This is a genomic window from Streptomyces liliiviolaceus (assembly GCF_018070025.1).
Lineage (GTDB): Bacteria > Actinomycetota > Actinomycetes > Streptomycetales > Streptomycetaceae > Streptomyces > Streptomyces liliiviolaceus.
In genome coordinates this window covers 6,673,874-6,699,533 of record NZ_JAGPYQ010000001.1, presented here as the reverse complement: position 1 = coordinate 6,699,533, position 25,660 = coordinate 6,673,874, and the positions used below count along the sequence as shown (strand labels likewise).

General features: G+C 71.2%; 19 protein-coding genes. 5 read left to right on the top strand and 14 right to left on the bottom strand.

Annotation, left to right across the window (positions count from 1 at the left end):
• Window positions 1-214 precede the first annotated feature (214 nt).
• Window positions 215-2,884: an ATP-binding protein gene (locus J8N05_RS28760; RefSeq protein ID WP_210887851.1), complete on the top strand. Its 2,670-nt coding sequence runs from the start codon at window positions 215-217 to the stop codon at window positions 2,882-2,884.
• Window positions 2,885-3,741: 857 nt separating this feature from the next.
• Here the strand turns inward: J8N05_RS28760 and pcaDC are convergent.
• The 7 genes from pcaDC to J8N05_RS28725 form a co-directional block, all read right to left on the bottom strand.
• Window positions 3,742-4,896, bottom strand: coding sequence for a bifunctional 3-oxoadipate enol-lactonase/4-carboxymuconolactone decarboxylase PcaDC (pcaDC, locus tag J8N05_RS28755; RefSeq protein WP_247706539.1), 1,155 nt, complete (start codon window positions 4,894-4,896; stop codon window positions 3,742-3,744).
• The gene (gene pcaB, locus J8N05_RS28750) at window positions 4,893-6,203 is read right to left on the bottom strand and encodes a 3-carboxy-cis,cis-muconate cycloisomerase (protein WP_247706780.1); all 1,311 of its coding nucleotides are present in this window, start codon (window positions 6,201-6,203) and stop codon (window positions 4,893-4,895) included. The genes pcaDC and pcaB overlap by 4 nt, the downstream gene beginning before the upstream one ends.
• Window positions 6,204-6,274: 71 nt before the next feature.
• Window positions 6,275-6,856 (bottom strand): protocatechuate 3,4-dioxygenase subunit alpha, encoded by a 582-nt coding sequence (pcaG, locus tag J8N05_RS28745; protein ID WP_210887846.1) that lies wholly within the window; start codon window positions 6,854-6,856, stop codon window positions 6,275-6,277.
• Between the two features lie 2 nt (window positions 6,857-6,858).
• Window positions 6,859-7,629 carry a protocatechuate 3,4-dioxygenase subunit beta gene (pcaH, locus tag J8N05_RS28740; RefSeq protein ID WP_210887843.1) on the bottom strand — a complete coding sequence of 257 codons (771 nt, stop codon included), beginning with the start codon at window positions 7,627-7,629 and terminating at the stop codon, window positions 6,859-6,861.
• Between the two features lie 8 nt (window positions 7,630-7,637).
• Window positions 7,638-8,840, bottom strand: coding sequence for a thiolase family protein (locus J8N05_RS28735; protein WP_210887840.1), 1,203 nt, complete (start codon window positions 8,838-8,840; stop codon window positions 7,638-7,640).
• Window positions 8,837-9,508 (bottom strand): CoA transferase subunit B, encoded by a 672-nt coding sequence (locus J8N05_RS28730; RefSeq protein WP_210887837.1) that lies wholly within the window; start codon window positions 9,506-9,508, stop codon window positions 8,837-8,839. The genes J8N05_RS28735 and J8N05_RS28730 overlap by 4 nt, the downstream gene beginning before the upstream one ends.
• Window positions 9,508-10,290 (bottom strand): CoA transferase subunit A, encoded by a 783-nt coding sequence (locus J8N05_RS28725; RefSeq protein ID WP_210887835.1) that lies wholly within the window; start codon window positions 10,288-10,290, stop codon window positions 9,508-9,510. The genes J8N05_RS28730 and J8N05_RS28725 overlap by 1 nt, the downstream gene beginning before the upstream one ends.
• A 223-nt stretch (window positions 10,291-10,513) precedes the next feature.
• On the opposite strand from J8N05_RS28725, the gene J8N05_RS28720 reads away from it, so the two are divergent.
• On the top strand, window positions 10,514-10,999 hold the full coding sequence (locus tag J8N05_RS28720; protein WP_210887832.1) for a MarR family winged helix-turn-helix transcriptional regulator: 486 nt from the start codon (window positions 10,514-10,516) through the stop codon (window positions 10,997-10,999).
• Between the two features lie 308 nt (window positions 11,000-11,307).
• On the opposite strand, the gene J8N05_RS28715 is transcribed toward J8N05_RS28720, so the two are convergent.
• Window positions 11,308-12,291 (bottom strand): DUF3048 domain-containing protein, encoded by a 984-nt coding sequence (locus J8N05_RS28715; protein ID WP_210887829.1) that lies wholly within the window; start codon window positions 12,289-12,291, stop codon window positions 11,308-11,310.
• Between the two features lie 282 nt (window positions 12,292-12,573).
• Window positions 12,574-13,644: an ATP-dependent DNA ligase gene (locus J8N05_RS28710; RefSeq protein WP_210887826.1), complete on the bottom strand. Its 1,071-nt coding sequence runs from the start codon at window positions 13,642-13,644 to the stop codon at window positions 12,574-12,576.
• 93 nt (window positions 13,645-13,737) lie between these two features.
• Here J8N05_RS28710 and ligD point away from each other — a divergent pair, with 93 nt between their 5' ends.
• The gene (gene ligD / locus J8N05_RS28705; protein ID WP_210887823.1) at window positions 13,738-14,751 is read left to right on the top strand and encodes a non-homologous end-joining DNA ligase; all 1,014 of its coding nucleotides are present in this window, start codon (window positions 13,738-13,740) and stop codon (window positions 14,749-14,751) included.
• Between the two features lie 23 nt (window positions 14,752-14,774).
• On the opposite strand, the gene J8N05_RS28700 is transcribed toward ligD, so the two are convergent.
• Window positions 14,775-16,943, bottom strand: coding sequence for an OmpL47-type beta-barrel domain-containing protein (locus J8N05_RS28700; RefSeq protein ID WP_247706779.1), 2,169 nt, complete (start codon window positions 16,941-16,943; stop codon window positions 14,775-14,777).
• Window positions 16,944-17,011: 68 nt separating this feature from the next.
• Window positions 17,012-19,441 (bottom strand): ThuA domain-containing protein, encoded by a 2,430-nt coding sequence (locus tag J8N05_RS28695; RefSeq protein WP_247706778.1) that lies wholly within the window; start codon window positions 19,439-19,441, stop codon window positions 17,012-17,014.
• Between the two features lie 365 nt (window positions 19,442-19,806).
• Between J8N05_RS28695 and J8N05_RS28690 the strand changes: the two genes are divergently transcribed.
• Window positions 19,807-20,784 carry a multicopper oxidase domain-containing protein gene (locus tag J8N05_RS28690; protein ID WP_210890460.1) on the top strand — a complete coding sequence of 326 codons (978 nt, stop codon included), beginning with the start codon at window positions 19,807-19,809 and terminating at the stop codon, window positions 20,782-20,784.
• Between the two features lie 281 nt (window positions 20,785-21,065).
• Here the strand turns inward: J8N05_RS28690 and J8N05_RS28685 are convergent, their stop codons facing one another.
• The 3 genes from J8N05_RS28685 to J8N05_RS28675 form a co-directional block, all read right to left on the bottom strand.
• Window positions 21,066-22,097, bottom strand: a complete 1,032-nt coding sequence (locus tag J8N05_RS28685; protein ID WP_210887817.1) for a LacI family DNA-binding transcriptional regulator — start codon at window positions 22,095-22,097, stop codon at window positions 21,066-21,068.
• 374 nt (window positions 22,098-22,471) lie between these two features.
• Window positions 22,472-23,698 carry a glycoside hydrolase family 64 protein gene (locus tag J8N05_RS28680; protein ID WP_210887814.1) on the bottom strand — a complete coding sequence of 409 codons (1,227 nt, stop codon included), beginning with the start codon at window positions 23,696-23,698 and terminating at the stop codon, window positions 22,472-22,474.
• A gap of 264 nt (window positions 23,699-23,962) precedes the next feature.
• Window positions 23,963-24,754, bottom strand: coding sequence for a VOC family protein (locus J8N05_RS28675; RefSeq protein WP_210890459.1), 792 nt, complete (start codon window positions 24,752-24,754; stop codon window positions 23,963-23,965).
• 601 nt (window positions 24,755-25,355) lie between these two features.
• Here J8N05_RS28675 and J8N05_RS28670 point away from each other — a divergent pair.
• Window positions 25,356-25,613 carry a WhiB family transcriptional regulator gene (locus J8N05_RS28670; RefSeq protein ID WP_210887811.1) on the top strand — a complete coding sequence of 86 codons (258 nt, stop codon included), beginning with the start codon at window positions 25,356-25,358 and terminating at the stop codon, window positions 25,611-25,613.
• The last annotated feature ends 47 nt before the right edge of the window (window positions 25,614-25,660 follow it).

The window sequence follows — 25,660 nt, the reverse complement described above, 5'->3', positions numbered from 1 at the left end:
GGGGTGTGCCGACGATGCCGAAAGTTGGTTTCAGTTTGCGGTTGCTGACAGTCAATGACTTTCACCCACGCCGGTCGGCGCGCAGGTCCGTCGACTCCCTTACCCGGCAGTCACCCCTGACGGCAACAGGTGTTCCGACCACGCTCCATCGCGCCTTCCGGAGGACTAGGCTCGAAGTCTGCACGTCGTTGGGCCGACCTGGGGAGGTAGCGGGATGACGGAGGTACGGCCGGGTGCGGCCGCCTCGGCACCGCTCTGGGAGCGCGACGCGGAACTCGCCGCGGTCACGGAGGCCGTCGACGCCCTGTGCGCCGGCTCCGCCGCAGGCAGCCTGCTGGTGTTCACCGGTGACGCGGGCATCGGCAAGACGGCATTGCTCAACCAGGTCCGCGTCCTCGCGGAGGGCCGCTGCACGGTCTGGTCGGCCCGCGGCGGCGAGACCATCACGTCCGTTCCGTTCAACGTCGTCCGGCAGTTGCTCCAGCCCGCGCTCGTGGCACTGATGCCCGACGAGGCGCGCGAGTACTTCGGCGACTGGTACGACATAGCCGGACCCGCACTGGGCATAGCCGAACCGGGCGCACGCCAGGCGGACCCGCAGGGCGTGTGCGACGGACTGGTCGCCGCCGTGCGCAGGCTCGCCCGGCGCGAGTGGCCCCTGGTGCTGCTCATCGACGACGCCCACTGGGCCGACCAGGAGACCCTGCACTGGCTGGCGGCCTTCGCCGAGCGCCTCGACGATCTGCCCGTCCTCGTCGTGGTGGCCCGCCGCCCCGGGGACGCCACCGGCGAGAGCGCCCGCCACCTCGACACGCTCGGCGCGCTGTCCCGCCCGCTGCCCAGCCTGCGCGCGCTGACCCCGGAGGCCACGGCCGGACTCACCCGCGCCACCCTCGGCGCGCACGCCGACGCCCCGTTCTGCCGCGAGGTCTGGGCGGTCACCGGCGGGAACCCCTACGAGAGCGTGGAACTGCTCGCCAAGGTCCAGGACAGCGAACTGGAACCCGTGGAGGACTCGGCCGCCGAACTGCGCGTGCTGAACCGCGCGGCGCGCGGCCGAGGACTGGTCGACCGGCTGGAAGGGCTCGGCGTCGACGCCACGAAGTTCGCCTGGGCCGCCGCCATCCTCGGTACGCAGATCTCCGTGGACCTCGCGGCCGAACTGGCCGGAATGCAGCGGGAGGACGCCGAGCGCTGTGCCGTGCGGCTGAGCGTGGCCCGCATCCTCACCGAGGCCGACCGGACCCCCGGCCAACTGGCGGACGGGGAGCTGGAGTTCGTCCATCCGCTGATCGCCACCGCCGTCTACCGCTCGATCCCGGACGCGCTGCGCACCGCGATGCACGGCGTGGCCGCCGCGGTCGTCACCGCGTCGGGCCTCGGCGCCGCCGCGGCCTCCCGCCACCTCCTGGAGGTGCATCCGGACGACGACCCCGAACTCGTCGAGCAGATGCGCGAGGCCGCCGGTGAACACCTCGCCGTCGGCGCCCCGGACGCGGCCCGCCGGTGCCTGGAGCGCGCCCTGCTGGAACCGCCGCTCCCCGAGGTCCACGCGCGCGTGCTCTACGAACTGGGCTGCGCCACGCTCCTGACCTCGCCCGCGACCACCATCGGCCATCTGCGCCAGGCGCTCACCGTGCACGGCCTGGAGGCGGACCTGCGGGTCGACGCGGTCTGCCGGCTGTCCTCGGCGCTCGTCCACAACGACCAGCTGGAGGAGGCCGTCGCGGTCGTCGACGCGGAGGCCGAGCGGCTCGAACCGGGTCCCGCGCGGATGCGGCTGCAGGCCGTGCACTACATGTGGGAGGGCATCCACGCCGGCGAGGAGGACGCGCCCGGCCGCTCCCGCCGACTCGCCCAGCTGGTCAAACCGCTCACCGGCCGCGACAACTCCGAGCGCGCGCTGCTCATCCTGCGGGCCTTCGACGCCATGACCCGCGGGGAGAACGCGGAGGAGGTCGCCGAACTCTGCGACCGCTCGCTCGTCAACAGCCGCCTCGCACCCGGCCTCGGCTGGACCGACACCGAGTGGAGCTTCGAGCTCCTGATGATGCTCGGCATCTCCTACACGTACGCGGACCGGCTCGACCGCGCCGAGAGCCTCTTCACGGAGGCCCGGCGGTCGTACGAGTCCGCCGGCTGGAGCGGTGGCCATCTGGCCCTCTCGCACGCCTTCGGCGGATATGTGCTCCGCAGGCGGGGACGGCTCAAGGAAGCGGACGAGTCACTGCGCGAGGCGCTGCGGCTCGCGGACCGGGTGGGCCGTGGACTGCCCATGCACTGGTCCGCGGCGTGCATGCTCATCGACACGCTGCTCGCCCGCGGGCATGTCGTCGAGGCCGAGGAGATCGCCGAACGGTACTCGTTCGAGCCGCCGCACCCGTCCACGATCGTCCTGCCGGACACCCACTCGATACGGGGCCGGCTGCTCATCGCCACCGGTCGTGTCGAGGAGGGCGTGAACGAGCTGGAGACCGCGGAGAAGATGGCCGAGGCCCGCGGCGGCCACAACACGGTCATGGCTCCCTGGGCGGGCGACCTCGCCCGGGCCCTCGCCGTCGAGGACCCGCGCCGGGCGGCCGAGGTGGCCGCGGACGCCCGTGTCCAGGCGGAGCGCTTCGGGACCGACACGGCCATCGGGGAGGCGCTGCGGTGCGCCGCCGCGCTGGAGACCGGCCAGCGGTCGGTCGCGCTGTACGCCCAGGCGGTCACGTACCTCGAAGCGTCCCCCTGCGCGTACGAGCACGCCGCGGCCCGCGTCGAATACGGCATCGCGTCCCGCTCCCGCACAGAAATCAACCGAGGCCTGACCCTGGCACAATCCTGCGGAGCGGACGGCTTGGTAACCCGAGCCCGCGAAGCACTGGGCCCGGGGGCCCCGTAGAGGGCGCGGGGAACTGCGCGACCGGCCACGATGTGCCCGCAGGCGGCGTGCGGCGTGTTGGGGGCAGGACCCGTCCGGTTTTTGGCTGCGGCCGAGTGGGGGCGGGTCGCGCAGTTCCCCGCGCCCCTGACGGGGCTGGGGCTGGCAGCCCGCCTGCACGGGGCCCGGTTAGGGGCGCGGGGAACGGCGCGCTCAGCCCCCACGCACCTGCACCCGGCGTGCATGGCGCGGGCCCCGTAAGGGGCGCGGGGAACTGCGCGACCGGCCACGACGGCCCGCAGGCCGCGTGCGGGGTGTTGGGGCAGGACCCGTCGGGGATTCGGCTGCGGCCGAGTGGGGGCGGGCCGCGCAGTTCCCCGCGCCCCTGACGGGGCTGGGCCCCGCAGGCATCGCCGAGGCGTGCTCCCCACGCACCTGCACCGGGCCCCGTAGGGGGCGCGGGGAACTGCGCGACCGGCCACGACGGCCCGCAGGCCGCGTGCGGGGTGTTGGGGCTGGACCCGTCGGGTTTTCGGCTGCGGCTGTGTGGGGGCGGGCCGCGCAGTTCCCCGCGCCCCTGATGGGGCTGGGCCCCGCAGGCATCGGCGAGGCGTGCTCCCCACGCACCTGCACCGGGCCCGGTTAGGGGCGCGGGGAACGGCGCGCTCAGCCCCCACGCACCTGCACCCGGCGTGCATGGCGCGGGCCCCGTGAGGGGCGCGGGGAACTGCGCGACCGGCCACGACGGGCCCGCAGGCCGCGTGCGGGGTGTTGGGGCAGGTCCCGTCGGTTTTTGGCTGCGGCCGAGTGGGGGCGGGCCGCGCAGTTCCCCGCGCCCCTGACGGGGCTGGGGCCGGCAGCCCGTCTGCGCGCGCCCCTTACGGGGCTAGACCCTCCTCGGCGAGGACCCCCTGGGCCACTGCGAACGCCGAGTTCGCCGCAGGTACGCCGCAGTACACCGCCGTCTGAAGCAACACCGCCCCGATCTCCTCCGGCGTAAGCCCGTTACGCCGAGCAGCCCGCACATGCATCGCCAACTCGTCATAGTGCCCGTGCGCGACGAGCGCGGTCATCGTGATCATGCTGCGCTCACGCCGTGACAGCGTCTCGTCCGTCCACACCTCACCCCACGCGTACCGCGAGATGAAGTCCTGGAACCGCGCCGTGAACGCGGACTGCCGCGCCTGCGCCCGGTCCACGTGCTCGTCACCGAGGACCTGCCGCCGCACCGCCATCCCCCGCCCCGCGTCACCGTCGAAGTGCGCGCGCAACGCGGTGAGCACGGCCTCCGGCCGCTCCGCGGGCGCGAGATGCGACGCACCGGGGATCTCCACGAGCCCGGCCCCGCGCACCGCGTCCGCGATCTCCCGCAGATGCGCCGGCGGCGTCGCCGGATCCTCGCGCCCGGCGACGAGCAGCGTCGGTGCGCCGATCCGCGACAACCGCTCACGGATGTCGAACGCCGCCAGCGCGTCACAGCACGCCGCGTACCCGTCCGGGTCGGCCGTCCGATGGTCCTCGACCAGCTCGGGGACGGTGAACCCGGGCGTGAACCACCGCGCGTCGGCGCCCTCGGCCAGCCCGGCCAGCCCCTCGGCCCGTACGAGCGCGGCCCGCTCCTCCCACGGTTTCGAACCGCTGAAGTGCGCCGAGGAACAGATCACGGCGAGCCTCTCCACCCGCTCGGGGTGGTGCACCGCGAGATGCAGCCCCACCGCACCGCCGAGCGAGACCCCGGCGTACGAGAACCGGTCGATGCCGAGCGAGTCGGCGAGCGCCAGCACCAGCGCGGCGAGATCGCCGACGGTCGCCCCCGGACCGATCAGCGACGCGGACGAACCGCCGTGCCCCGGCAGGTCCCACCGCACCACCCGGTGGGCGACGGAGAGTTCGGGCGCGACCTTGTCCCACAGGGCCAACGACGTCCCGAGGGAGGGGCCGAGGAACAGCGGGGGAGCGGAGACGGCACCCTCGACGCGATGGTGCAGCAACGGGGCCTCGGGCGAGGCGGCTTGGTCGGTCCGACTGGTCAACGTCGCTCCAGAGCACGATCGGTGAGGGCTCCCGCGGAACCCGTGTACTGGGTGGGGTCGGTGAGGGCCACCAGGTCGAGGTCCTTCAACTCGGGCTCCGCCGAGAGGAGTTCCACCAGTGGCAGACCCTCGACGCCGGCCCGCCGGGCCACCCGGGTGAGCACTTCCTTGGCACGGCCCCGCCCCAGCACCGGCGCGAGCTCGGCCGACAGCCGCTCGGAGACGATCAGACCGTGCGTGAGGTCCAAGTGAGCCCGCATCGTGTCCGCGTGGACCTGAAGCCCCTCGGTCAGCTCCGCCGCGTCCCGCGCCGCCCCGCCCACCAGGCGGAGCAGATCGCGCAGCGGCTCCCACTCGGCGTGCCAGGCCCCAGCGGGCCGTTCGTCCTCGGCCGCCATGGCCCCGTACAGCGTCGCCGCGAGCTGCGGCGCCCGCCGGGCCGCCGCCGCGATCAGCGTGGCGCGCACCGGATTCGCCTTGTGCGGCATGGCGGAGGACCCGCCGCCCGTGCCCTCGCTCAGCTCCCGGATCTCCGTTCGGGAGAGGGTCAGGACATCCACGGCCGTCTTGCCGAGGGCACCCGCGGTGAAGGCGAGGGCGCCCGCGAGGTCGGCGACCGGTGTCCGGAGGGTGTGCCACGGCAACACCGGCGCGAAGAGGCCCAGTTCACGGGCGTACGCCTCCACGAGTGCACCCGTGTCCGAGGCGCCGTACACGCCGAAGGCCGCCAACGTGCCCGCCGCACCGCCGAGTTGCACCGGCAGCCCGTCCCGTACGAGCCGCACGCGGTCCCGGGCGTCCAGCACCAGCGACCGCCACCCCGCCGCCTTCAGACCGAAGGTGGTGGGGACGGCGTGCTGGGTGAGCGTGCGTCCCGGCATGACCGTGTCCCGGTGGTCGCGCGCGAGACGGGCCAGCGCGCGCTCCGTACGGTCGAGGTCGGCGAGGACCACGTCGAGCGTCCGTACAGCCACCAGCATCGCGGCCGTGTCCATGATGTCCTGGCTGGTCGCGCCCCGGTGGACGTACGGGGAGTGCTCGTCGCCGACCGCCGCGCCCAGGTCGGCGACGAGCGGGATCACCGGGTTGCCGCCGGCCCGCGCGCGCAGCGCGAGCGCGTGGACGTCGAAACGCGCCGCGTCGGCGGCGGCGGTGACGGCGTCGCCCGCGGCGGCCGGGGCGAGGCCCAGCGAGGCCTGAGCCCGTGTGAGTGCGGTCTCCGCGTCGAGCAGCGCCCGAAGGAACGCGGCGTCGCCCGTCGCGACCTCGGCGGCGGACCCGACCCGCCCGGGCGCGAGAAGCCCCACGTCGAGGCAGGCGGATCCGACAGGCCCGACGGGCCGCCCACGCTCACCGGGTTCTTCAGGTTCGACCGCTGTCACTGAAACTCCAGGAAGACCGTTTCGCCTTCGCCCTGAAGACGGATGTCGAAACGGTACGCCCCCTTCGCACCCTTCATCCCGTTCGCCCCCTCGGTCGCGACCAGCGTGGCGCGCCGCTCGTCCGGCAGCGAGTCGAGCAGCGGGTCAGGGCCGTCGGCGAGGTAGGCGCGTGTGAAGAGGTGGTGCGTCAGCCCGCGCGCGAACACGCACACGCTGATGTACGGCAGCCCGGCGTTGCCCGGCGGCAGCGTGTGGAGCGCGTAGTGCCCGTCGGCGTCCGTGGGCACCCGCCCGTACCCCGTGAAGTCGACGCCGTTGCGGCCGAGGAAGCCGCCGGTCGACGGATCGCGGCGCATGGAGCCCGGGGCGCCCGTCAGGGAGCCGTCGGGCGCGGCCTGCCAGAAGTCGAGCAGCGCGTCGGGGACCGGGTTGCCCGCGCCGTCGTACACGTGACCGTGCAGGCTGATCGCGTCCGGGTGGCCCTGGGGGGCGATCCGGGCGCCGTCGGGGAAGGGGAGCGCGTGCCCGTAGAACGGGCCGATGGTGTGGGACGGGGTGGGGAGCGGTCGCTCGGCCATGCTCAACGGCCTTCCTCGATCCAGGTGGCGGACGGACCGTCGAGGACGATGTCCCAGGCGTAGCCCATCGAGAACTCGGGCTTCGACAGGTCGTGGTCGTAGGTGGCCACCAGCCGCTCGCGGGCCGCCGTGTCCGTCACCGACCGGAGTATCGGGTCGTACCGGAACAGCGGGTCGCTCGGGAAGTACATCTGGGTCACGAGCCGCTGGGTGAACGCCGTCCCGAAGACGGAGAAATGGATGTGCGCGGGCCGCCACGCGTTGGTGTGGTTGCCCCACGGGTAGGGGCCCGGCTTGATCGTGGTGAACGAGTACCGGCCCTGATCGTCCGTCAGGGTCCGTCCCACACCGGTGAAGTTGGGGTCGAGCGGCGCCGGGTGCTGCTCGCGCAGATGGGCGTACCGGCCGGCGGCGTTGGCCTGCCATATCTCGACGAGCTGGCCGCGTACGGGGCGGCCGTCACGGTCGAGCAGCCGTCCCGAGACGGTCATCCGCTCACCGATCGGCTCACCGCGGTGATGGATGGTCAGATCGCTGTCGTGCTCGGTGATGTCGGTGACGCCGAACACCGGCCCCGACAGCTCGACGGTCTCCGGATCGCCCCCGCTCACGGCGACCAGCGGCTGTTTCGGATGGCGCAACAGGGAGCTGCGGTACGGGGCGTAGTCGCGCCGCGGATGGTGGAGGACCGGGGCGCCACCGGCGACCGCCTTGTCGTACGCGTCCTGCTGGTCCTTGATCTCTATGTCGATGTCCGACTGGGAGAGAGCCATGAGGGTTCCTAACGCTCCAGTACGAGGGCGAGGCCCTGGCCGACGCCGATGCAGAGGGTGGCGACGCCGACTCCCGAGCCCTTGCGCGCCAGTTGGTGGGCGACGGTCCCGGCCAGGCGGGCACCGGAGGCGCCGAGGGGGTGGCCCAGGGCGATGGCCCCGCCCTGCGGGTTGAGGACGGCCGGGTCGAACTCGGGCCACTCGGCGACACAGCCCAGCACCTGCGCGGCGAAGGCCTCGTTGAGTTCGAGAGTTGACAGGTCGTCAAATGTCTTGCCCGCCCTGGCGAGTGCGCGGTTGACGGCTTCCACCGGCGCGAGGCCGAAGTAGTCGGGGTCGAGCGCGGAGACGCCGGACGCGGACACCCGGGCGAGGGGTTCGCGGCCGGTGGCGGCGAGGCCTTCCTCGTCGACGAGCAGCAGGGCCGCCGCGCCGTCGTTGAGGGGGGAGGCGTTGCCCGCGGTGACCGTGCCGCCGTCGGTCCGGAACGAAGGCTTGAGCCTGGCCATCGCCGGGAGGGAGGCGTCGGCGCGTACGCATTCGTCGGCGGCGAAGGACAGCGGGTCGCCCTTGCGCTGCGGAACGGAGACCGGCGCGATCTCGCCGTCGAACAGGCCCGCGGCCTGGGCGGCGGCGGCCTTGTGGTGACTGGCGAGGGCGAACTCGTCCTGCTGCTCACGGCTGATCTTGTGCTTGTCGGCGATGAGTTCGGCGGACTCGCCGAGCGGGATGGTCCACTGCGGGTCCATCCTCGGGTTGACCATGCGCCAGCCGAGCGTCGTGGAGTACAGCTCGGTGTGCCCGGCGGGGAAGGGCCGGTCGCTCTTCGGCAGGACATAGGGGGCGCGGGTCATCGACTCGACACCGCCGGCGAGGGCGATCGAGGCGTCGCCGAGCGCGATGGCGCGGGCGGCCTGGATGACGGCCTCAAGACCGGAGGCGCACAGCCGGTTGACGCTCACGCCCGGCACGGAGGTGGGCAGACCCGCGAGCAGCGAGGCCATGCGGGCGACGTTGCGGTTCTCCTCGCCGGCGCCGTTCGCGTTGCCGAAGTACACGTCGTCGATCCGGGCGGGGTCCAGGTCCGGTGTACGGGCGAGGAGTTCACGCAGGGCATGGGCCGCCAGGTCGTCCGGGCGGACGGCGGCGAGGCTTCCGTTGTACTTGCCGAACGGGGTACGGACGGCGTCGACGATGTAGACGTCCTTCACGGCTGCTTCTCCTCGGTGAGCTCCTCGACGAGCTCTTCGGCGATACGAACCTTGGCGGCAGTCTTCGCCACGACCTCGTCGACCGTGACACCGGGCGCCGTCTCGACGAGTACCAGGGCCTCGTCCGTGACGTCCAGGACACCCAGGTCGGTGATCACACGGTCGACACAGGCTTTGCCGGTCAGCGGCAGCGTGCACGTGTCGAGGACCTTCGGCGACCCGTCCTTGGCGGTGTGGGTCATCACCACGATCACCGTACGGGCGCCGTGCACCAGGTCCATGGCCCCGCCGATCCCGGTGATCATCTTGCCGGGCACGGCCCAGTTCGCCAGGTCGCCGCCCGCCGAGACCTGCATCGCGCCGAGGACCGCGACATCGATGTGCCCGCCGCGGATCATCCCGAACGACAGCGCCGAGTCGAAGTAGGAGGCGCCGGGCAGGACCGTGACGGTCTCCTTGCCCGCGTTGATCAGATCCGGGTCGACCTGCTCCTCGGTCGGGTACGGGCCGGTGCCCAGGATGCCGTTCTCCGACTCCAGGACCACCTCCACGCCCGGCGGGAGGTGGTTGGGGATCAGCGTCGGCAGCCCGATGCCGAGATTCACGTACTGACCGTCCCGCAGTTCGCGCGCGGCCCGCGCGGCCATCTGTTCACGCGTCCAGGCCATCAGCCGTTCACCGTCCCTCGTGGCGCGGGCGCGGAGACCGTGCGCTGTTCGATCTTCTTGTCCGCCGCCTGCGCCGGGGTGAGCGCGACGACCCGCTGCACGAAGATGCCCGGCAGATGCACCGCGTCCGGATCGATCTCGCCGGGCTCCACCAGCTCCTCCACCTCGGCGATCGTCACGCGCCCGGCCATCGCGGCGAGAGGGTTGAAGTTGCGGGAGGACTTGTTGAAGACGAGGTTCCCGTGCCGGTCGCCCTTCGCGGCCCGCACCAGCGCGAAGTCGGTGCGGATGCCGCGCTCCAGCACGTGCGGGGTGCCGTCGAAGTCCCGTACCTCCTTCGGCGGGGAGGCCAGCGCGACGCCGCCCTCGCCGTCGTAACGCCAGGGCAGTCCGCCGTCGGCGACCTGCGTGCCCACACCGGCCGGTGTGTAGAACGCGGGAATCCCGGCGCCGCCGGCCCGCAGCCGCTCGGCCAGGGTGCCCTGCGGGATCATCTCGACCTCCAGCTCCCCGCCCAGGTACTGCCGCGCGAACTCCTTGTTCGCCCCGATGTACGAGCCGGTGACGCGGGCGATGCGGCCCGCCGCCAGCAGGACCGCCAGGCCGGACTCCATCGCCCCGCAGTTGTTGGACACCACGCCCAGGCCGGTGACCCCGCGCTCGTACAGCGCCTGGATCGTCACGTTCGGCACACCGCTGAGGCCGAAACCGCCGACGGCGAGTGTCGCGCCGTCGGGTACGTCGGCCACAGCCCCGGCGGCTGTGGAGACCACCTTGTCCATCTGCGAAGCCCCATCTCTCCCGAGCGTCCCGCAACCCTGATTAGTCAGGGCACTGAGTATTTCTTCGAGGTTTCGAACACGCTGCCATTGTGACCGTCAACCGTCAAGACCTCCCATGAAAACCAAGCCAAGGGTCTGCTCATGGAAAAGAGACAGCGGACTGATGGCCCGCTATTGTTCAGTGCACCAACGAATGCCGACTCTCGTGGCACAAGGAGCGCTCATGGCCGCGGTGGATCTCTCCACCCACCCCGGGCATCTGGCCCGGCGGCTGCAGCAGGCGCACTACCTGCTGTGGAACACGATGGTCTCCGAGGAGATCACCTCGCCCCAGTTCGCGGTCCTGAACGCGCTCGTCGCCGAGCCGGGGCTCGATCAGCGCACGGTGGGGGAGCGGGTGGGGCTCGACCGGTCCACCATCGCCGAGGTCATCAGCCGGCTCGGGCGGCGCGGTCTGCTGGACAAGGTCCGTGATCCGCAGGACGGGCGGCGGTCGCTGCTGCGTCTCACGGACGACGGGGTGCGGGTGCATCGCAAGCTGACGGTGCGGACGGCTCGGATGAACCAGGTGTTCCTCGCGCCGCTGTCCGGGGAGGAGCAGGCGCTCTTCTTCGACCTGATCCAGCGGGTGTCCGACGCGGCGGAGGGGTTGCGCAATCCGGTTGCCCCGGGTGGGGCGGGGGAGCCGGTTGTCAGCCGTGCGCCGTGACGCGGCGCGGGTGCGGTCGTGACCGGCCTAAAAGACTGCGCAGTTCCCCGCGCCCCTAAAAACCGGCCGGTCTTCGTCTGCGGCCCGGCGGGGGCTGATCGCGCCGTTCCCCGCGCCCCCAAAGACGGGCCGGTTTTTGTCTGCGGGTTCGGTGGGGGTCACCCGCGCAGTTCCCCGCGCCCCTGACGGGCGCCCCGTCAGGGGCGCGGGGAACGGCGCAGTCTTTTAGGGGCGCGGGGAACTGCGCGGCCAGCCCCCACCGGGCCCGCAGGTGACGGTCGTACGCCAGGCCGCCGCGCAGCGGTCCGTCACGCTCGGGCGAACACCACCCACACCTGACCCTTCGCGAAGTTCATCGGCGCGCCGGAGGGGGTGGTGAACTCCGTCCCACCCGTCGCGAGCGGCCGCGCCCACGCCGCATCGAACGCCTTCCCGTCACGCAGCACCTTCGCCGTCCCCGACCCCACCGTCTCCGTGTAGGGCGTGACGTTCCCGAGGTAGTCGTGGTACCGGGATTCACGGATGTTCACGTACTGCACGACGACCGTCGACGCGCCCACCCGCTTCCCACCGGTCGTCACCGTCGGCGTCCCGTCCATCGACACCAGCCAGCGCCGCTGGTCCCGCGACCAGTCGAAGGTGAAACGGGCCTGCGGGAAGCGGACCGTACGCGCGCTCTCGGCGGTACCTCCCGCGGGCGCGGCCCCGTACCGGAAGCCCGTCGTCAGCGCGTCGGCCCCCGGCGTGCCCGTCAGCAGCCGCTGGGGCCGCAGATAGAGGTTGTGCGGCTGGGGCTTGTCCGTGCCCCGGTAGTACGCGCTCGTCTTCTCCTCCGGCAGGGCGGTCTGCAGCGGCGCGCTGTCGATCAGCGGCAGCAGCTTCTTCTGGGCCCCCGAGAAGGCGAGGGTCGGCTTGTGGAACTGGCGCAGCAGTTCCAGATCCGACTCGCGCGCACTGCGCACCGGCCCGATCGCCTTCGGCAGGCGGGTCGCGTACACCGCCATCAGCCGACTGAGACCGCCCTCGACCTGCTCGGCGTACACGACGTCGGCGGCGTCCAGTCCGGTCTGCGGGCGGGCGCCGGGCACGTTGTCGATCTTCACGACGAGCGGGGAGGCGGCCCGCGGCGCCGGACTCGCCGGGGCGCCGGTGCCCTGCGCGCCCTCCGTGCTGCCCGTGCTGCCCGTGCGGGGCGGCATGTTTCCGCGCTGCTTGTCGTCGAGCGGCTCAGCGCGCGTGCAGGCCGTCGCCGCGGCACCCGCCAGCAGGGTGACCAGCAGTGTCGTCGTCATGGCCGAGCGCCTCGAACGCCCCGTCCGCCCCGTTCGTCTCCTGCGTACCGTGGCCACCGTGCCCCGTTTCGTCGTTTGTCGGGTTATAGGTTCAACGAATACGTACCCAATGAGCCAAGATCGAAGGCGTGCGCTGGTCCGAGCGGGTCACGGGAGCGGTCGGGAGGGCGCGGCGGTCCAACCGGCGGTGCCGTACCGCAGGGCGAGGGTCGTACGCGGGAGACGTACCCAACAGGGCTGCCGCGCAAGGGCGTTGGGCGGCGGAAATACGTCCGGGCCGATTCAGCCCCGCGGTCCCAGAATGTCCGCGAGGTCGTAACCGACCGGCTCCTCCAGCTGGGCGTACGTACAGCTCTCCGGCGTACGGTCCGGGCGCCAGCGGCGGAAGCGCGCCATGTGCCGGAAGCGCGCGCCGTTCTCCATGTGCTCGTACGCCACCTCGCACACCAGTTCCGGCCGCAGCGGAATCCAGGACAGGTCCTTCTTGCCCGTCCAGCGGCTGGGCGCGCCCGGCAGCCGCGCCGACTCGTGCGCCGACTCCTTGGCCCAGGCCGCCCACGGATGCCCGGCGGGCGACTCCATGAGCAGCGGGGCCAGCTCCCCGATCAGCTCCTCGCGCCGCTTCATCGTGAAGGCCGCGCAGACCCCGACGTGCTGCAACGTGCCCTCGTCGTCGTACAGGCCGAGCAGCAGCGAGCCGACGACGGGCCCGCTCTTGTGGAGCCGGTAGCCCGCCACCACCACGTCCGCCGTGCGCTCGTGCTTGATCTTGAACATCAGGCGTTCGTCCTGCCCGTAGCGCAGGGTGAGCGGTTTCGCGACCACTCCGTCGAGCCCGGCCCCCTCATACTGCTCGAACCACTGCCGCGCCACCTCGATGTCCGTCGTCGCCGGCGCCAGGTGCACGGGAGCCGTGCTGCCGGACAGCGCGGTCTCCAGCAGGGCCCGCCTCTCGGAGAGGGGGGCGTCCAGCAGCGACTCGTCGGCCAGCGCGAGCAGGTCGAACGCCACGAACGACGCGGGCCGGCGCTCCGAGAGGGTCTTCACCCGGGAGGCCGCCGGATGGATGCGCTCGGAGAGCGCGTCGAAGTCGAGCCGTCCACCCCGCGCGACCACGATCTCGCCGTCCACCACGCAGCGCTCCGGCAACCGTTCCCGCAGCGCCTCCACCAGCTCGGGGAAGTACCTGACCAGGGACTTCGTGTTACGGCTGCCGATCTCGACCTCGTCCCCGTCACGGAAGACGATCGCCCGGAACCCGTCCCACTTCGCCTCGTAGTGCATGCCCGGCGGAATCCGCGCCGCGGACTTGGCGAGCATGGGCTTCACGGGCGGCATCACCGGCAGATCCATACACCGATTCTGCGGTGATACGCGAATAATCGCCCGACATGTGATGCGGCTCCTGATATGCGAGGTGTACGCGGTACGCCTACCGTGGCTCGCATGGCGGATGCGGTGGAGCTGGAGGCGGCGGGCAGGACGGTACGGCTGTCCAGCCCGGACAGGGTCTTCTTCCCGGAGCGCGGCTTCACGAAGCTGGACCTCGCCCGGTACTACCTCGCGGTCGGCCCCGGCATCCTGCGCGCGCTGCGGAACCGGCCCACGACCCTGGAGCGCTACCCCGAGGGCGTCGGCGGCGAGTCCTTCTTCCAGAAGCGGGCGCCCAAGAACATGCCCGACTGGATCCCCACCGCGCACATCGCCTTCCCCAGCGGCCGCAGCGCCGACGAGATGTGCCCCACCGAGGTCGCCGCCGTCCTGTGGGCCGCCCAGTTCGGCACGCTCACCTTCCACCCCTGGCCCGTACGCCGGGACGACGTCGACCGGCCGGACGAACTGCGCATCGACCTCGACCCGCAACCGGGCACGGACTACGCCGACGCGGTGCGCGCCGCCCATGAGCTGCGCGAGGTGCTGCACGAGTACGGGGAGCTGCGCGGCTTCCCCAAGACCTCCGGCGGCCGGGGACTGCACGTCTTCGTGCCGATCGAGCCGCGCTGGACGTTCACCCAGGTCCGCCGGGCCGCGATCGCCGTCGGACGTGAGCTGGAGCGCCGGATGCCGGACCAGGTGACCACGGCCTGGTGGAAGGAGGAGCGGGGCGAGAAGATCTTCGTCGACTACAACCAGACGGCCCGCGACCGCACGATCGCCTCCGCCTATTCGGTACGCCCCCGGCCGCACGCGCCGGTGTCGGCGCCCCTCACCTGGGACGAGGTCGGTGAGGCCGTGCCCCGGGACTTCGATCTCGCGACCATGCCCGCGCGCTTCGCCGAACTCGGCGATGTGCACGCGGACATGGACGAACACGCCTACTCCCTCGAAGCCCTGCTCGAACTCGCCTCCCGTGACGAACGCGACCACGGGCTGGGCGATCTGCCGTACCCGCCCGAGTACCCGAAGATGCCGGGCGAGCCGAAGCGGGTACAGCCGAGCAGGGCCAAGAAGGAGAACTGATCTAGCAGTTGACTAGTCGGGTGTCACAGCTCCTTGATCCTGACGTCCCGGTACGACACCACGTCCGTCGTGCCGTGCACCTGGAGTCCGATGTAGCCGGAGGCGAACCGCCGCCCGTCCGTGCCCGGGTCGTCCGAGCGGGGCGGGGTGAAGTCCTGACCGCCGATGTTGTCGAACTCGTTGATCAGCACGCCGTTGCGGTAGATCGAGTAGTGCTGGTCCACCACGCGGATCTCGTAGTCGTTCCAGGTGCCCTTCTGGGTGACACCGGCACCGGCCAGGCCCACCCGGTCGAAGCCGTAGACCGAACCGGTCTTGTACATGTCGCCGGTGGGGCTGTCGAACTCCTGGATCTCGTGCCCGTACTTGATGGCGACCCACTCCGGCCGGGACTCCTCCGGGTGGTTGTGGACCTGCGGGAACCGGACGAACACACCGGAGTTGGCGTTGCCCGTGCCCGGCGCGTCGTCACGCCACTGGAGCTTCAGCGAGAAGTCCCCGTACTTGCGCTCGGGGAACCACAGCATGCCCAGGCCGTCGCGCGTCGTGCCCGACGTGATGGTGCCGTCGCCGTTCAGGCCGAACGAACCGCCGCCCACGTGCTGCCACTTGCCGAAGGTGTCCTGCGTACCGTCCATGATCGTGCGGTAGCCCTCGGTCTGGCCGGGATCGCCGATGCCCGACTCGTCGGCCGCCGCGTCGATCAGGTCGTACTCGCGCTGGACGATCACGCCGTCCTTGAGGAGGGTCTTGAGGACCGCCGTCACGTGCTTGAGGAACAGCGCGTGGGACGTCCACTCCTTCTCGTCCTCGATCAACTCGTTGATGCGGCACCGGCTGTTGGTGATCCGGTTCGGCACACCCGAGTCGACCGTGCCGACGATGACGGTCAACCGCTCGTCGTACTCGGCGCAGTTGGGCGCCGGCACCCCGCCGCCCGGGGTGACCGTGAAGCTCACCGTACGGGCGTCCGAGGTGTTGCCCGCCTTGTCGCTGGCCCGGTAGACCACCGAGTGCGCGCCCACGCGGTCGACCACCACGGGAGCGGTGTACGCGAGGTAGGGGCCGCCGTCGAGCGAGTACTCGATCTTGTCCACCCCGGAGCCGCCGTGCGCGTCGGTCGCGGTCACCGTCACCTTGGCGCTGTTGATGTACGCACCGGAGGAGTTCTTCGTGCCCTCGACGCTCACACCGGTCACCGGGGGAGTGGTGTCCTCGACCGGCGGCGCGACGACGGTGAACGACACCGACTTCTCGGCGGCCACGTTGCCCGCCTTGTCCGTCGCCCGGAACCGCACCTTGTGCGCGCCGACCTCGTGGACCATCACCGGAGCGGTGTACGCCTGCCAGGCACCGGCGTCACCGAGCGCGTACTCGATGGTGTTGACGCCGGAACCGGTGTCGGAGGCCGTCACCGTGACGGTCGCCATGGAGACGTACTCGCCCTGCGCGTTCTTCTCACCCGTCACCGTCGCCGAGGTGTCCGGCGCGGTCGTGTCGTCCGTCGGCGGGGCCACCACCGTGAACTGCTCCGCCTTCTCCGCGGACGTGTTCCCGGCCTTGTCGATCGCCCGGTAGCGGACCTTCTGGGCGCCGACCTGGTCGACCACGACAGGCGTGGTGTACGGCTGCCAGGCGCCCTCGTCACCGATGGCGTACTCGATGCGCTCGACGCCCGAACCGCCCGTGTCCGTCGCGCTGAGCGCCACGGTCGCCGAACCGACGTACGCGCCGTCCGCGTTCTTCGTGCCGGTGACCTCGGCCGCGGTCTCCGGCGCGGTGGTGTCCTCGCCGGTGCCCTCGGTGACCACCAGGATGCCTTGCATCTGGCCGTGGCCGGGGATCGTGCAGAAGTAGCGGTAGCGGCCGGGTGAGAGCGTCACCTCGGCGGTGTGCTTGCCGCCCTGGTCGTCGTTCGGGTTGGCCAGGATGTTCAGCGGGACGTCGTTCTGGTACTCCGGGTCCGACACGTCGAACGTCAACGTGTGCGGCATGCCCATGGTGTTGCCGGTCGCCTCGCTGTTCTCGAAGACGATCGTCGTCGGGCCCGCGACCGCCGTCGTGGGCGCGGACGCGTACTTGGTGATGTCGTCACCGGCCGTCCAGGTGAGCGTCTGCGCCGCGGCGCCCGCCCGGGACGGGGTGTTGTCGGTCTGGCCGGTCGCCGAGGTGGAGGCGAGCCCCAGCACCATCAGCAGCGCGGCGGCAAGTGCCGTCCACAGCCGTCCAGTTCTTCGCCTGCCGATGTTTCTCACGCGCGTCACTGCGCCTCCCTGGCGAGCTGAGAGGCGGCGGGAGTGGGGCCGCCGCCCTTGTACGTCACCTGCCACAGCGCGGACTTGGAGTCCGAGGTGAAGAAGCCGCGGCCGTAGTCGAGGACGTACAGCGTGCCGTCCGGGCCGAACTTCCAGTCCATGAGGTTCTTGATGCCGTCGTTGCCGATGGGGATGATCTTCTTCAGGGACTCGGCGTGCACCGGGATGCCGCCCTGTCCGGCCGTCTTCGGGTCGAGCAGCACGGCGTGCCGCGGCTGGTCGGCGTCGTAGAAGTCGCCCACGAACCACTTGCCGTCCCAGTACGAGGGCCACTTGGCGGCGTTCGCCAGCGTGCCGTCGTACCGGTAGACCGGTCCGTCCATGGCGGCCTGGCCGCCGCCCTTGAGCCACGGCAGCAGGAACTTCTGCTCCGCGGTCTTGTACGACGGGATGCCGTTGGCGTCCCGCGGGTAGTCCGGGCCGCCGCCCTGGGGCGAGTACCAGATGGTGTTCGACGTGACCGGCGGCAGGTTCACGAGACCGTCGTTGTTCGGGGACTCGTTCTTCGGCGCGTTGCAGTCGTACCAGCCCAGCGGCTTCGTCGGATCGGGCAGGTTGCGGTCCCGGTAGGGCTGCTTGTTGCCCATGCAGTACGGCCAGCCGTGGTTGCCCGGCTTGGTGATCGCGGCGAACGTGTCGTACTTCGCCGGACCCCAGGTCGTCGACGGCGACCCCGCGTCCGGGCCGACCCAGCCCGCGTACAGCGTGTCGGTCTTCTTGTCGATCGAGATGCGCGCCGGGTTGCGGACGCCCATCACATAGATCTCGCCACGCGTCTTGCCGCCGCCCTCGGCGGTTTCCTTGCCCGTGAAGAGGTTCCCCTCGGGCAGCGTGTACGTGCCGTCCTGCTCCGGGTGGATGCGCAGGATCTTGCCGTTGAGGTTGTTGGTGTTGCCCGCCGTGCGGCGCGCGTCGGCGAAGGAGACGCCCTTGTAGTTCGGCTGCGGGTTGTTGCCCGAGTAACCGTCGCTGAAGCCGCTGGAGTTGTTGTCACCGGTGGCGATGTACAGGTTGCTCTTGGAGTCCCAGGCCAGACCGCCGCCCGAGTGGCAGCAGCTGTGGATCTGGACCGGCCACTTGAGCAGGACCTTCTCGCTGTTCAGATCCAGCTTGGCGGTGTTCGAGTTGTACGTGAAGCGGGAGACGTACCGCTCGGCCATCTGCTTGTCACGGTCGATCCGCGAGTGCGGGGTGTAGTGCAGGTACACCCAGCCGTTGTCCTCGAACCGGGGGTCCAGCTCGATGCCGAGCAGGCCCTCCTCGACCTTGATCAGCTCGTCGCCGCCGCCCTTGTTGCCGAAGACGTTGAGCGTGCCGGCCAGCGTGACCTTCTTGGTCTTCGGGTCGTAGACGTGGATCTCGCCCTTGCCCTTGCCGACGTCCGGGTTGTTCCAGTCCGTGATGACCGGCTGCGACGAGTCGGCGCCGCCGCGGCCGATGTAGAACACGCGGCCGTCGGGCGCGGTCACCAGGCCGTGCGGCTCGCCGATCTGGTCGTTCTGGCCCGGCTGGTTGGGCTGGGTCAGCCGCTCCGCCTTGTAGTTGGCGTTGATCGTGGCCTTGCAGTCGGCCTGCGAGATCCGGGTCGTCCAGGCGAGCGCCCCGCGCAGATGCGAGCGGAACTCCGTCTCGTCGTACGAGGACTCCGTACCGCCCATGCCGGTGTAGAAGGACCGGCCGCCGTCGTAGTCACGGCACCAGGACACGGGGTGGTCGGCGCCGTTGGCGCTCGTGCCCGGCGTGTACGTCGACTCGCGGACGCGGGCCACCGTGTGCACGTCGCCGGACGGGTTCTTGGTCCAGTTCAGCCACTGGTCGGGGCGCTTCCACTGCAGCGGCAGATCCTTGGTGGCCGGATGCTGACGGTCACCGACCTCGACGGTCGCCCGCTGTACGTTCGTCGGGCTGTTCGCGGCCGGACGGGCGCCGACGAGTCCGGTGAACCAGTCCGAGTACGGCTCGGCGCGGGCCGCGTCGTGGATGCCGAGGAAGCCGCCGCCGGCCTCCATGTACGACTCCAGACCCGCCTCCTGCTCCGGATCGAGGATGTCACCGCCGCCGGTCAGGAAGACGACGGCGTTGTAGAGGCCGAGTTCCGTCTCGTCGGTGAAGACGGAGGCGTCGTCCGTGGCCGTCACCTTGAAGCGCCCGGCCGCGGGGCCGCTCTGGCCGATGTCCTCGATCGCCTCGATACCGGCGTTGACGACGGGCGACTCGTCGCCGCCGGCCGCGGACCCGTGGTAGATCAGCACGCGTACATCGGAGCCGCCGGGGGGCGACTTGATCGACATCGTTGTCAGGGGCGGCTCGGGTGCGGGGCGCGCGCTCGCGGCCGGCCCCGAGAGGACACCGGCGGCGACGACTCCGGCAGCCAGTGCGGCTGCCCAGCCTCTCCGTCTTGCTCTGCCCAACGTCCGTACGGTCAGTGGCGTTTGATGCGGTGTGGGCCGCATGTGGTCACCCCATCCTCCTCGGTCACAGCAACAGCGCCATGGAAGCTAGACCTTTTCGCGGAACTCGCCAATAGGTATGACCGGTATCCAACAAACTTTGTCCTGAGTGTGGATAAACGAAGGCGATGCCACTACCGTCTCACCAGTTCGTCTCTGTCACTCGGTTCGGTCGACTCCCCTCCCGGATTCGCGACCGCACCCGCCAGTCCCGTCAATTCCGTTGACCGCGTTGCAGGTTGGGAGAGTTCGGCATGGGCACCACGGACGACATGACCACCACGGACGCGATGGACAGGCGTGGGTTCAGCCGTCGGATGATGATGGGCGGGGCCGCCGTCGCCACGGTCGCGACATCGTTGTCGCTCGTCGCCGCGAAGGACGCGACGTCCGCGGACAGCGCGGCGAGAGCGAGCACCGCGCTCCGTACCGCCCCCGCGGGCGGCGAGGTCAGACGCATCAAGCTGTACATCGAGAAGCTCGCCGACGGTCAGCTGGGCTACGGGTTCGAGAAGGGCGCGGCCACGATCCCCGGGCCGCTGATCGAGCTCAACGAGGGCGACACCGCGTACATCGACGTCGAGAACACGCTGGACGTGGCGGCGAGCCTGCACGTCCACGGCCTGGACTACGAGGTCTCCAGCGACGGCACGAAACTGAGCAAGTCGCATGTCGAGCCGGGCGACACCCGTACGTACACCTGGCGCACCCATGCCCCCGGCCGCCGCAAGGACGGAACCTGGCGGGCGGGCAGCGCGGGCTACTGGCACTACCACGACCATGTCGTCGGCACCGAGCACGGTACGGGCGGCATCCGCAAGGGCCTGTACGGGCCGGTGATCGTGCGCCGCGAGGGTGACATCCTCCCCGACAAGACCCACACCATCGTCTTCAACGACATGACGATCAACAACAGGCCGGGGCACGACAGCCCCAACTTCGAGGCCACGGTGGGGGACCGGGTCGAGTTCGTCTCGATCACGCACGGCGAGTACTACCACACGTTCCATGTGCACGGTCACCGCTGGGCGGACAACCGCACCGGCCTGCTGACCGGACCGGACGACCCCAGCCGCGTGGTCGACAACCTGATCGTGGGCCCCGCGGACTCGTTCGGCTTCCAGGTCATCGCGGGGGAGGGCGTCGGAGCGGGCGCGTGGATGTACCACTGCCACGTCCAGAGCCACTCCGACATGGGAATGGCGGGCCTGTTCCTGGTCAAGAAGACGGACGGCACGATTCCGGGGTACGAGCCTCACGAACACTGAGCGGCGGGGCGTGCAGCGCCCCGCGCCCTGAGGGGCGCGGGGAACTGCGCGATCAGCCACGGCGGACCCGCAGTGGGCCCACCGGGGGTTCGGGGCAGGCCCCGTCGGGTTTTGGCTGCGGCTGAGTGGGGGTGGGCCGCGCAGTTCCCCGCGCCCCTGATGGGGCTGGGGTCGGCACCGCGACGCACTCGCACCCGGCGACGGGCCCGTGTTCAGGGGCGCGGGGAACTGCACGACCGGCCACGGTGGACCCGCACCCGAACACGCACCCCGCGGAGCGGCTACGCGGAGACTCGGCGTACCAGCGTCGTCGGCAGCACGACACTCGACGGCGCCCCCGCGGCAGCGGCCCCGCTCCGGTCCAGCCCCCGCAACAACAACCGCGCCATCAACCGCCCCATCTCCTCGATGTCCTGCCGGACAGTCGTAAGCGGCGGATCGGCCTGCTCGGTGAACGGCAGCATGTCGTCGAACCCGATCACGGCGACATCCTCGGGCACCCGCCGTCCCCGCTCGCGCAGCGCCCGCATCGCGCCGACCGCCATGAGGTCGTTCGCCGCGAACACCGCGTCCACGTCGGGGCACCGTTCAAGAAGTTCCCGCATGGCGTGCTCACCGCCGCCCGGGGTGAAGTCGCTCTCCACGATCAGCCGCGGATCGACGTCCACCATGACGTCACGGAACCCGTCGAGCCGGTCGACCGCCGAGGTCTGGTCGAGGGCGCCGGTGATGTGCGCGACGCGCGTGCGGCCGAGTCCGACGAGATGCCGGACGGCCTCACGGGCGCCGCCCCTGTTGTCGCAGTCGACGTAGACCACGCCGCGTGAACCGTCGCTCCAGCCGGGGCGCCCGCCGTACACGGTCGGCACGCCGTGGATCAGGCTGGGCAGCGGGTCGTCGAGGTGCAGCGAGAAGACGAGCGCGCCGTCGACGTGGCCGCCGGCGAGATAGCGCGCCACGCGGGCGTGGTCGTCGCGGCCCTCGGTGAGCAGCAGGACGAGTTGCGAGTCGTGCGCGGTCAGCTCCTTGCTGATGCCGCGGAGCTGGAGCGCGAAGAAGGGGTCCGCGAAGACACGGGTCTCCGGTTCGGCGATGACCACGGCGACGGCGTCGTGGCGTCGGGTCACGAGGCTGCGGGCCGCCTGGTTGGGGACGTAACCGAGTTCCTCGACGGCGCGCCTGACGCGTTCGACGAGGGGTTCACGGACGCCTTCTCCGCCGTTGACGACACGGGACACGGTGGCTCGGGAGACTCCCGCCCGGGCGGCCACTGCCTCCAGCGTGGGGCGTGGCTGCGTCGACTGGTCGGTCACCTCGGGGCTCCTCAGGGCGGCGGTTGCCGATCAGGATAGCCGGGGTTCGCTTCATTGCTGAGAGCGCTCCCTTTTGGCCGAGGCGGCCTTTTGGTGCGGGTGCGTCGTGGGTGATTGCGCAGTTCCCCGCGCCCCCGAAGGCCGGACCGTCGTCGACTGAGGGTCCGCTGTGGCTGGCCGCGCAGTTCCCCGCGCCCCTAAAGCCGGTCCGCCGTCGGGTGCGGGTGCGTCGTGGCTGGCCGCGCAGTTCCCCGCGCCCCTAAAAACCGGCCGAGCCCCGTCAGGGGCGCGGGGAACTGCGCGGCCCGCGCCCGCGTGCCCGCAGTCGAAAGCCGGACGGGGCCCGCCCCGACACCCCCGCGCCCCGGCGGGCGTTACGCGCCCACCGACACCGTGAAACGTCGCGGGTTGCCGTCGTGGGCCGCGCCCGAGACGTCGGGCTGGCCGTCGGGGCGTACGTCGTCGTAGGGGAACGCGTATCCGATGGGGGAGTTGGCGTGGACGACGCGGGCCCAGTGGTTGGTGACCGCGTCCGTGTAGTAGTCGGACGTGGTCGTGCCGTTCGGCTGGGTCGGATGGGTGAGCATGATCGAGCGGTTGAAGCCGGCGGCGAGCCGGGCGAGGATGGCCTTCTTGTCGTCGGAGTCGCCCGGGTTGTTGGTGAACGGCCCGTGGTTGCAGGTGAAGATGTCCTTCGACGTGGGCTTGCTGAAGGTGTGCCCACCGGCGAAGGTGAGCGTGTCGCCGCTGACCCGGCCGGTGAGTACGCCCCGGCCGCCCTGGAGGTCGATCCCCAGGTCGGTGGAGCGGTACTTGTCCCAGACCTGGTCGATGTAGCCGGTCCACAGGTCGCGGAACGGCATCTCGGCGGGCCGGTCGAAGTACGGCGCCATCAGGTTCTGCGGCGAGACCACCCGCAGTACGGAGCCGTCACCGCCCCGGGTCACCAGCTTGTCCCAGGGCTGGCCGTCCTTGGCGGCCTGCGCCGTGAGGTCCGCCGCGATCCGGTCGACGGCGCCGTCGGGCAGCGGGGCCACCGTGTGCGTGGCGTCGCCCTCCAGGGTCAGACCGATCGGCAGCGCGGTGACCAGGTCGACGTAGCTGATGTTGGCGTACAGCTGATCGGTGTTGAACGTGAATTCGCAGAACGACCACGTCCTGCCGTAGTTCGGGTCGGCGGCCGTGGCGAACGCGGGCTCGACCAGGGAAGGGCCCGGGTTGAGATAGAAGTCGAGTGTGTCGTCCCGTACGAAGTAGACGCGCGCGCCGTACATCTGAGGCAGCGTCAGTACTTTGGCGGCCGAGCCGGCGGCACCCAGGGGGATGGCGCAGTCGACGGGCAGTGGCGTCTGGGGCGCCGACGGGGAGGTCGGCCGGTAGACACTGCCGTCCGCGCGCAGGAGGAGCCAGTCGCCCGTCGACTGCTCGTGGCCGGTGACGTACGCGCGGACCGTACCCGGCAGCGAGTTGTTCTTGAGGGCGAGTTCACAGGTCGCGGGAGCCGCCGCGGCCGTCGAGCTGAGAGCGCTCCCCCAGACGGGGTAGCCCGCGGCGGCGGTGACGGCCGCGGTTCCGGTCAGAAACTTCCTGCGTGAGATCAAGGGGGTCTCCTGGGGCGTGGGGGGAGGCAGGAGCGGGCCGATGTATGGGGCATCGGCCTCCTGCGGGGCACCACTGTTCCCAGGGGGAGTTGAAGCGTCAAGGGTTATGTCTGAGAGCGCTCTCGAAAAGTTCCTGCCTTCAGAAGTTGACGGCACGTCGGATGGGGTCCGGCACGGTCCGGTGGGGGCGGGAGGGCGGGCGGGTCGGCCGGAGGGAGTCGACTGCCTCCGGCCGATCACGCGACCGTCGTCGCTCGGCGAGCGTCAGCCCGTGGCCGGTTCGCTCTTGATCACCGCGAAGCGTGCCCCGTACGGGTCGGCGAGCTTGCCGATCCGGCCGACGCCCTCCAGGGAGGTGGCGGGCATCCGGACCGTGCCGCCCAGCTCTCGGGCCTTCGCGAGCACGGCGTCCGTGTCCTCGACCTCGAAATAGGGCAGCCAGTACGCCCCCGCCTCCTGCTCCGCCGGGTCGTCGGCCAGGGGGACGACACCGCCGAACATGGCGTCCTCGCCGCCCTCCGCGGGGTTGACGCAGGTGTAGACGCCACCGGGGAAGGGCATGGCCGAGGTCTCCATGCCCAGTACGGAGTGGTAGAACGCGGCTGCTGCGGCGACGTCCGGTGTGTACAGCTCGACCCAGCACAGGGAGCCCCGCTCACCGGCCACGTCGAGGCCGGGGAGTGCGGCGGGCTGCCAGAGGCCGAAGGGGACGCCCGCCCTGTCGGCGAGGATGGCCATGCGTCCCTTGTCCATGACGTCGTCGGGCGGCACCAGCACGCCGCCCCCGGCCTGCTCGACCGCCTTGGCCGTCGCGTCGGCGTCCGGGCTCTGGAAATAAACGGTCCATGACGGCGGGCCCTGCTCGGGGGTGGTCTGCATACCGCCCGCCGCGGTCTTCCCGGCCGTCTGGAAGAAGCCGTAACCGCCGGAATCGGGTCCCGCCGACTGGAAGTCCCAGCCGAAGAGAGCTCTGTAGAAGGAAGTGGCGCCGTCGATGTCGGGGGTGCCGAGGTCGAGCCAGTTCGGGGCGCCCGTGACGAAACGGGTGGTGAGCATCATGCCCTCCTCTGAGGGGTCCCGTTGCCTGCACTGCCGAGTCTTGCACCGCCCACTGACAATCGCCGCCGGAGCGATCCGCTGCCGCGGTCCGGGGCATTTTCGGTAACCGCCTGCGTCGTCGAGGGCGGGACCGGGTGGGGGCGGGCCCCACACCCCGTGCCTGAGGTCGTCGTTCACCCGCGGCCCGGCGGGGGCGGGCCGCGCAGTTCCCCGCGCCCCTGACGGGGCGCGGCCCCGGGGTGAGAGCAGCCATCCGTCGGTTCGGCGGTTGCTGCAGTCGGAGTGAAGCCGTTGCGGCTCCCGCCGCGCAGTTCCCCGCGCCCCTGACGGGCCGCGGCCCAGTGGCGTGGGCAGCTATCCGTCGGTTCGGGCGGTTGCGGTGGTTGCTGCCGGCGGAGTGGATCCGTTGTGGATTCCGGTGCGCGCCGGTGTGCTTCTGGTCTCTGTCGGGAGCATCATCGGGTCCGTCGCGTTTGCGGGCCTTGTGTGGCCGGGCCTGGCGGTCCGTGCCGGTTTCGGGTGGGCGTGGGCGTGGCGCGCGGGTGTGCGTTGAGCCCGTGTTGATCGAACGTTTTTCGAGCCGCGACACGATCCCGGCATGCACAATGACACCACCGCCGCCGCGCCCGACCTCTCCTGGCAGGAACAGGCACTGTGCGCCCAGACCGGCTCCGACTTCTTCTTTCCCGAGCCGGGCAGCTCGGTGCGTGAGGCGAAGCAGATCTGCGGAATGTGCGAGATGCGCTCCGCGTGCCTCGAATACGCGCTCAACCACGACGAACGCTTCGGCGTCTGGGGAGGCCTCTCCGAGAAGGAGCGCCTCAGTCTCCGACGCGCCCAGCACCAGAGCCTGTAGCCGGGCGCATCGGGAATTCCGAGCGCGTCACGGCTCCCGGCAGGCAC

Excerpts from the sequence above, each read along its gene's own strand:
- pcaG (WP_210887846.1), bottom strand. The coding sequence starts at position 6,856 with ATGGCCGAGCGACCGCTCCCCACCCCGTCCCACACCATCGGCCCGTTC.
- J8N05_RS28715 (WP_210887829.1), bottom strand. The coding sequence starts at position 12,291 with ATGACGACGACACTGCTGGTCACCCTGCTGGCGGGTGCCGCGGCGACG.
- J8N05_RS28710 (WP_210887826.1), bottom strand. The coding sequence starts at position 13,644 with ATGGATCTGCCGGTGATGCCGCCCGTGAAGCCCATGCTCGCCAAGTCC.
- J8N05_RS28720 (WP_210887832.1), top strand. The coding sequence starts at position 10,514 with ATGGCCGCGGTGGATCTCTCCACCCACCCCGGGCATCTGGCCCGGCGG.
- J8N05_RS28690 (WP_210890460.1), top strand. The coding sequence starts at position 19,807 with ATGGACAGGCGTGGGTTCAGCCGTCGGATGATGATGGGCGGGGCCGCC.
- J8N05_RS28730 (WP_210887837.1), bottom strand. The coding sequence starts at position 9,508 with ATGGCCTGGACGCGTGAACAGATGGCCGCGCGGGCCGCGCGCGAACTG.
- J8N05_RS28670 (WP_210887811.1), top strand. The coding sequence starts at position 25,356 with ATGCACAATGACACCACCGCCGCCGCGCCCGACCTCTCCTGGCAGGAA.
- J8N05_RS28725 (WP_210887835.1), bottom strand. The coding sequence starts at position 10,290 with ATGGACAAGGTGGTCTCCACAGCCGCCGGGGCTGTGGCCGACGTACCC.
- J8N05_RS28760 (WP_210887851.1), top strand. The coding sequence starts at position 215 with ATGACGGAGGTACGGCCGGGTGCGGCCGCCTCGGCACCGCTCTGGGAG.
- ligD (WP_210887823.1), top strand. The coding sequence starts at position 13,738 with ATGGCGGATGCGGTGGAGCTGGAGGCGGCGGGCAGGACGGTACGGCTG.
- J8N05_RS28675 (WP_210890459.1), bottom strand. The coding sequence starts at position 24,754 with ATGCTCACCACCCGTTTCGTCACGGGCGCCCCGAACTGGCTCGACCTC.
- J8N05_RS28700 (WP_247706779.1), bottom strand. The coding sequence starts at position 16,943 with ATGGTGCTGGGGCTCGCCTCCACCTCGGCGACCGGCCAGACCGACAAC.
- pcaH (WP_210887843.1), bottom strand. The coding sequence starts at position 7,629 with ATGGCTCTCTCCCAGTCGGACATCGACATAGAGATCAAGGACCAGCAG.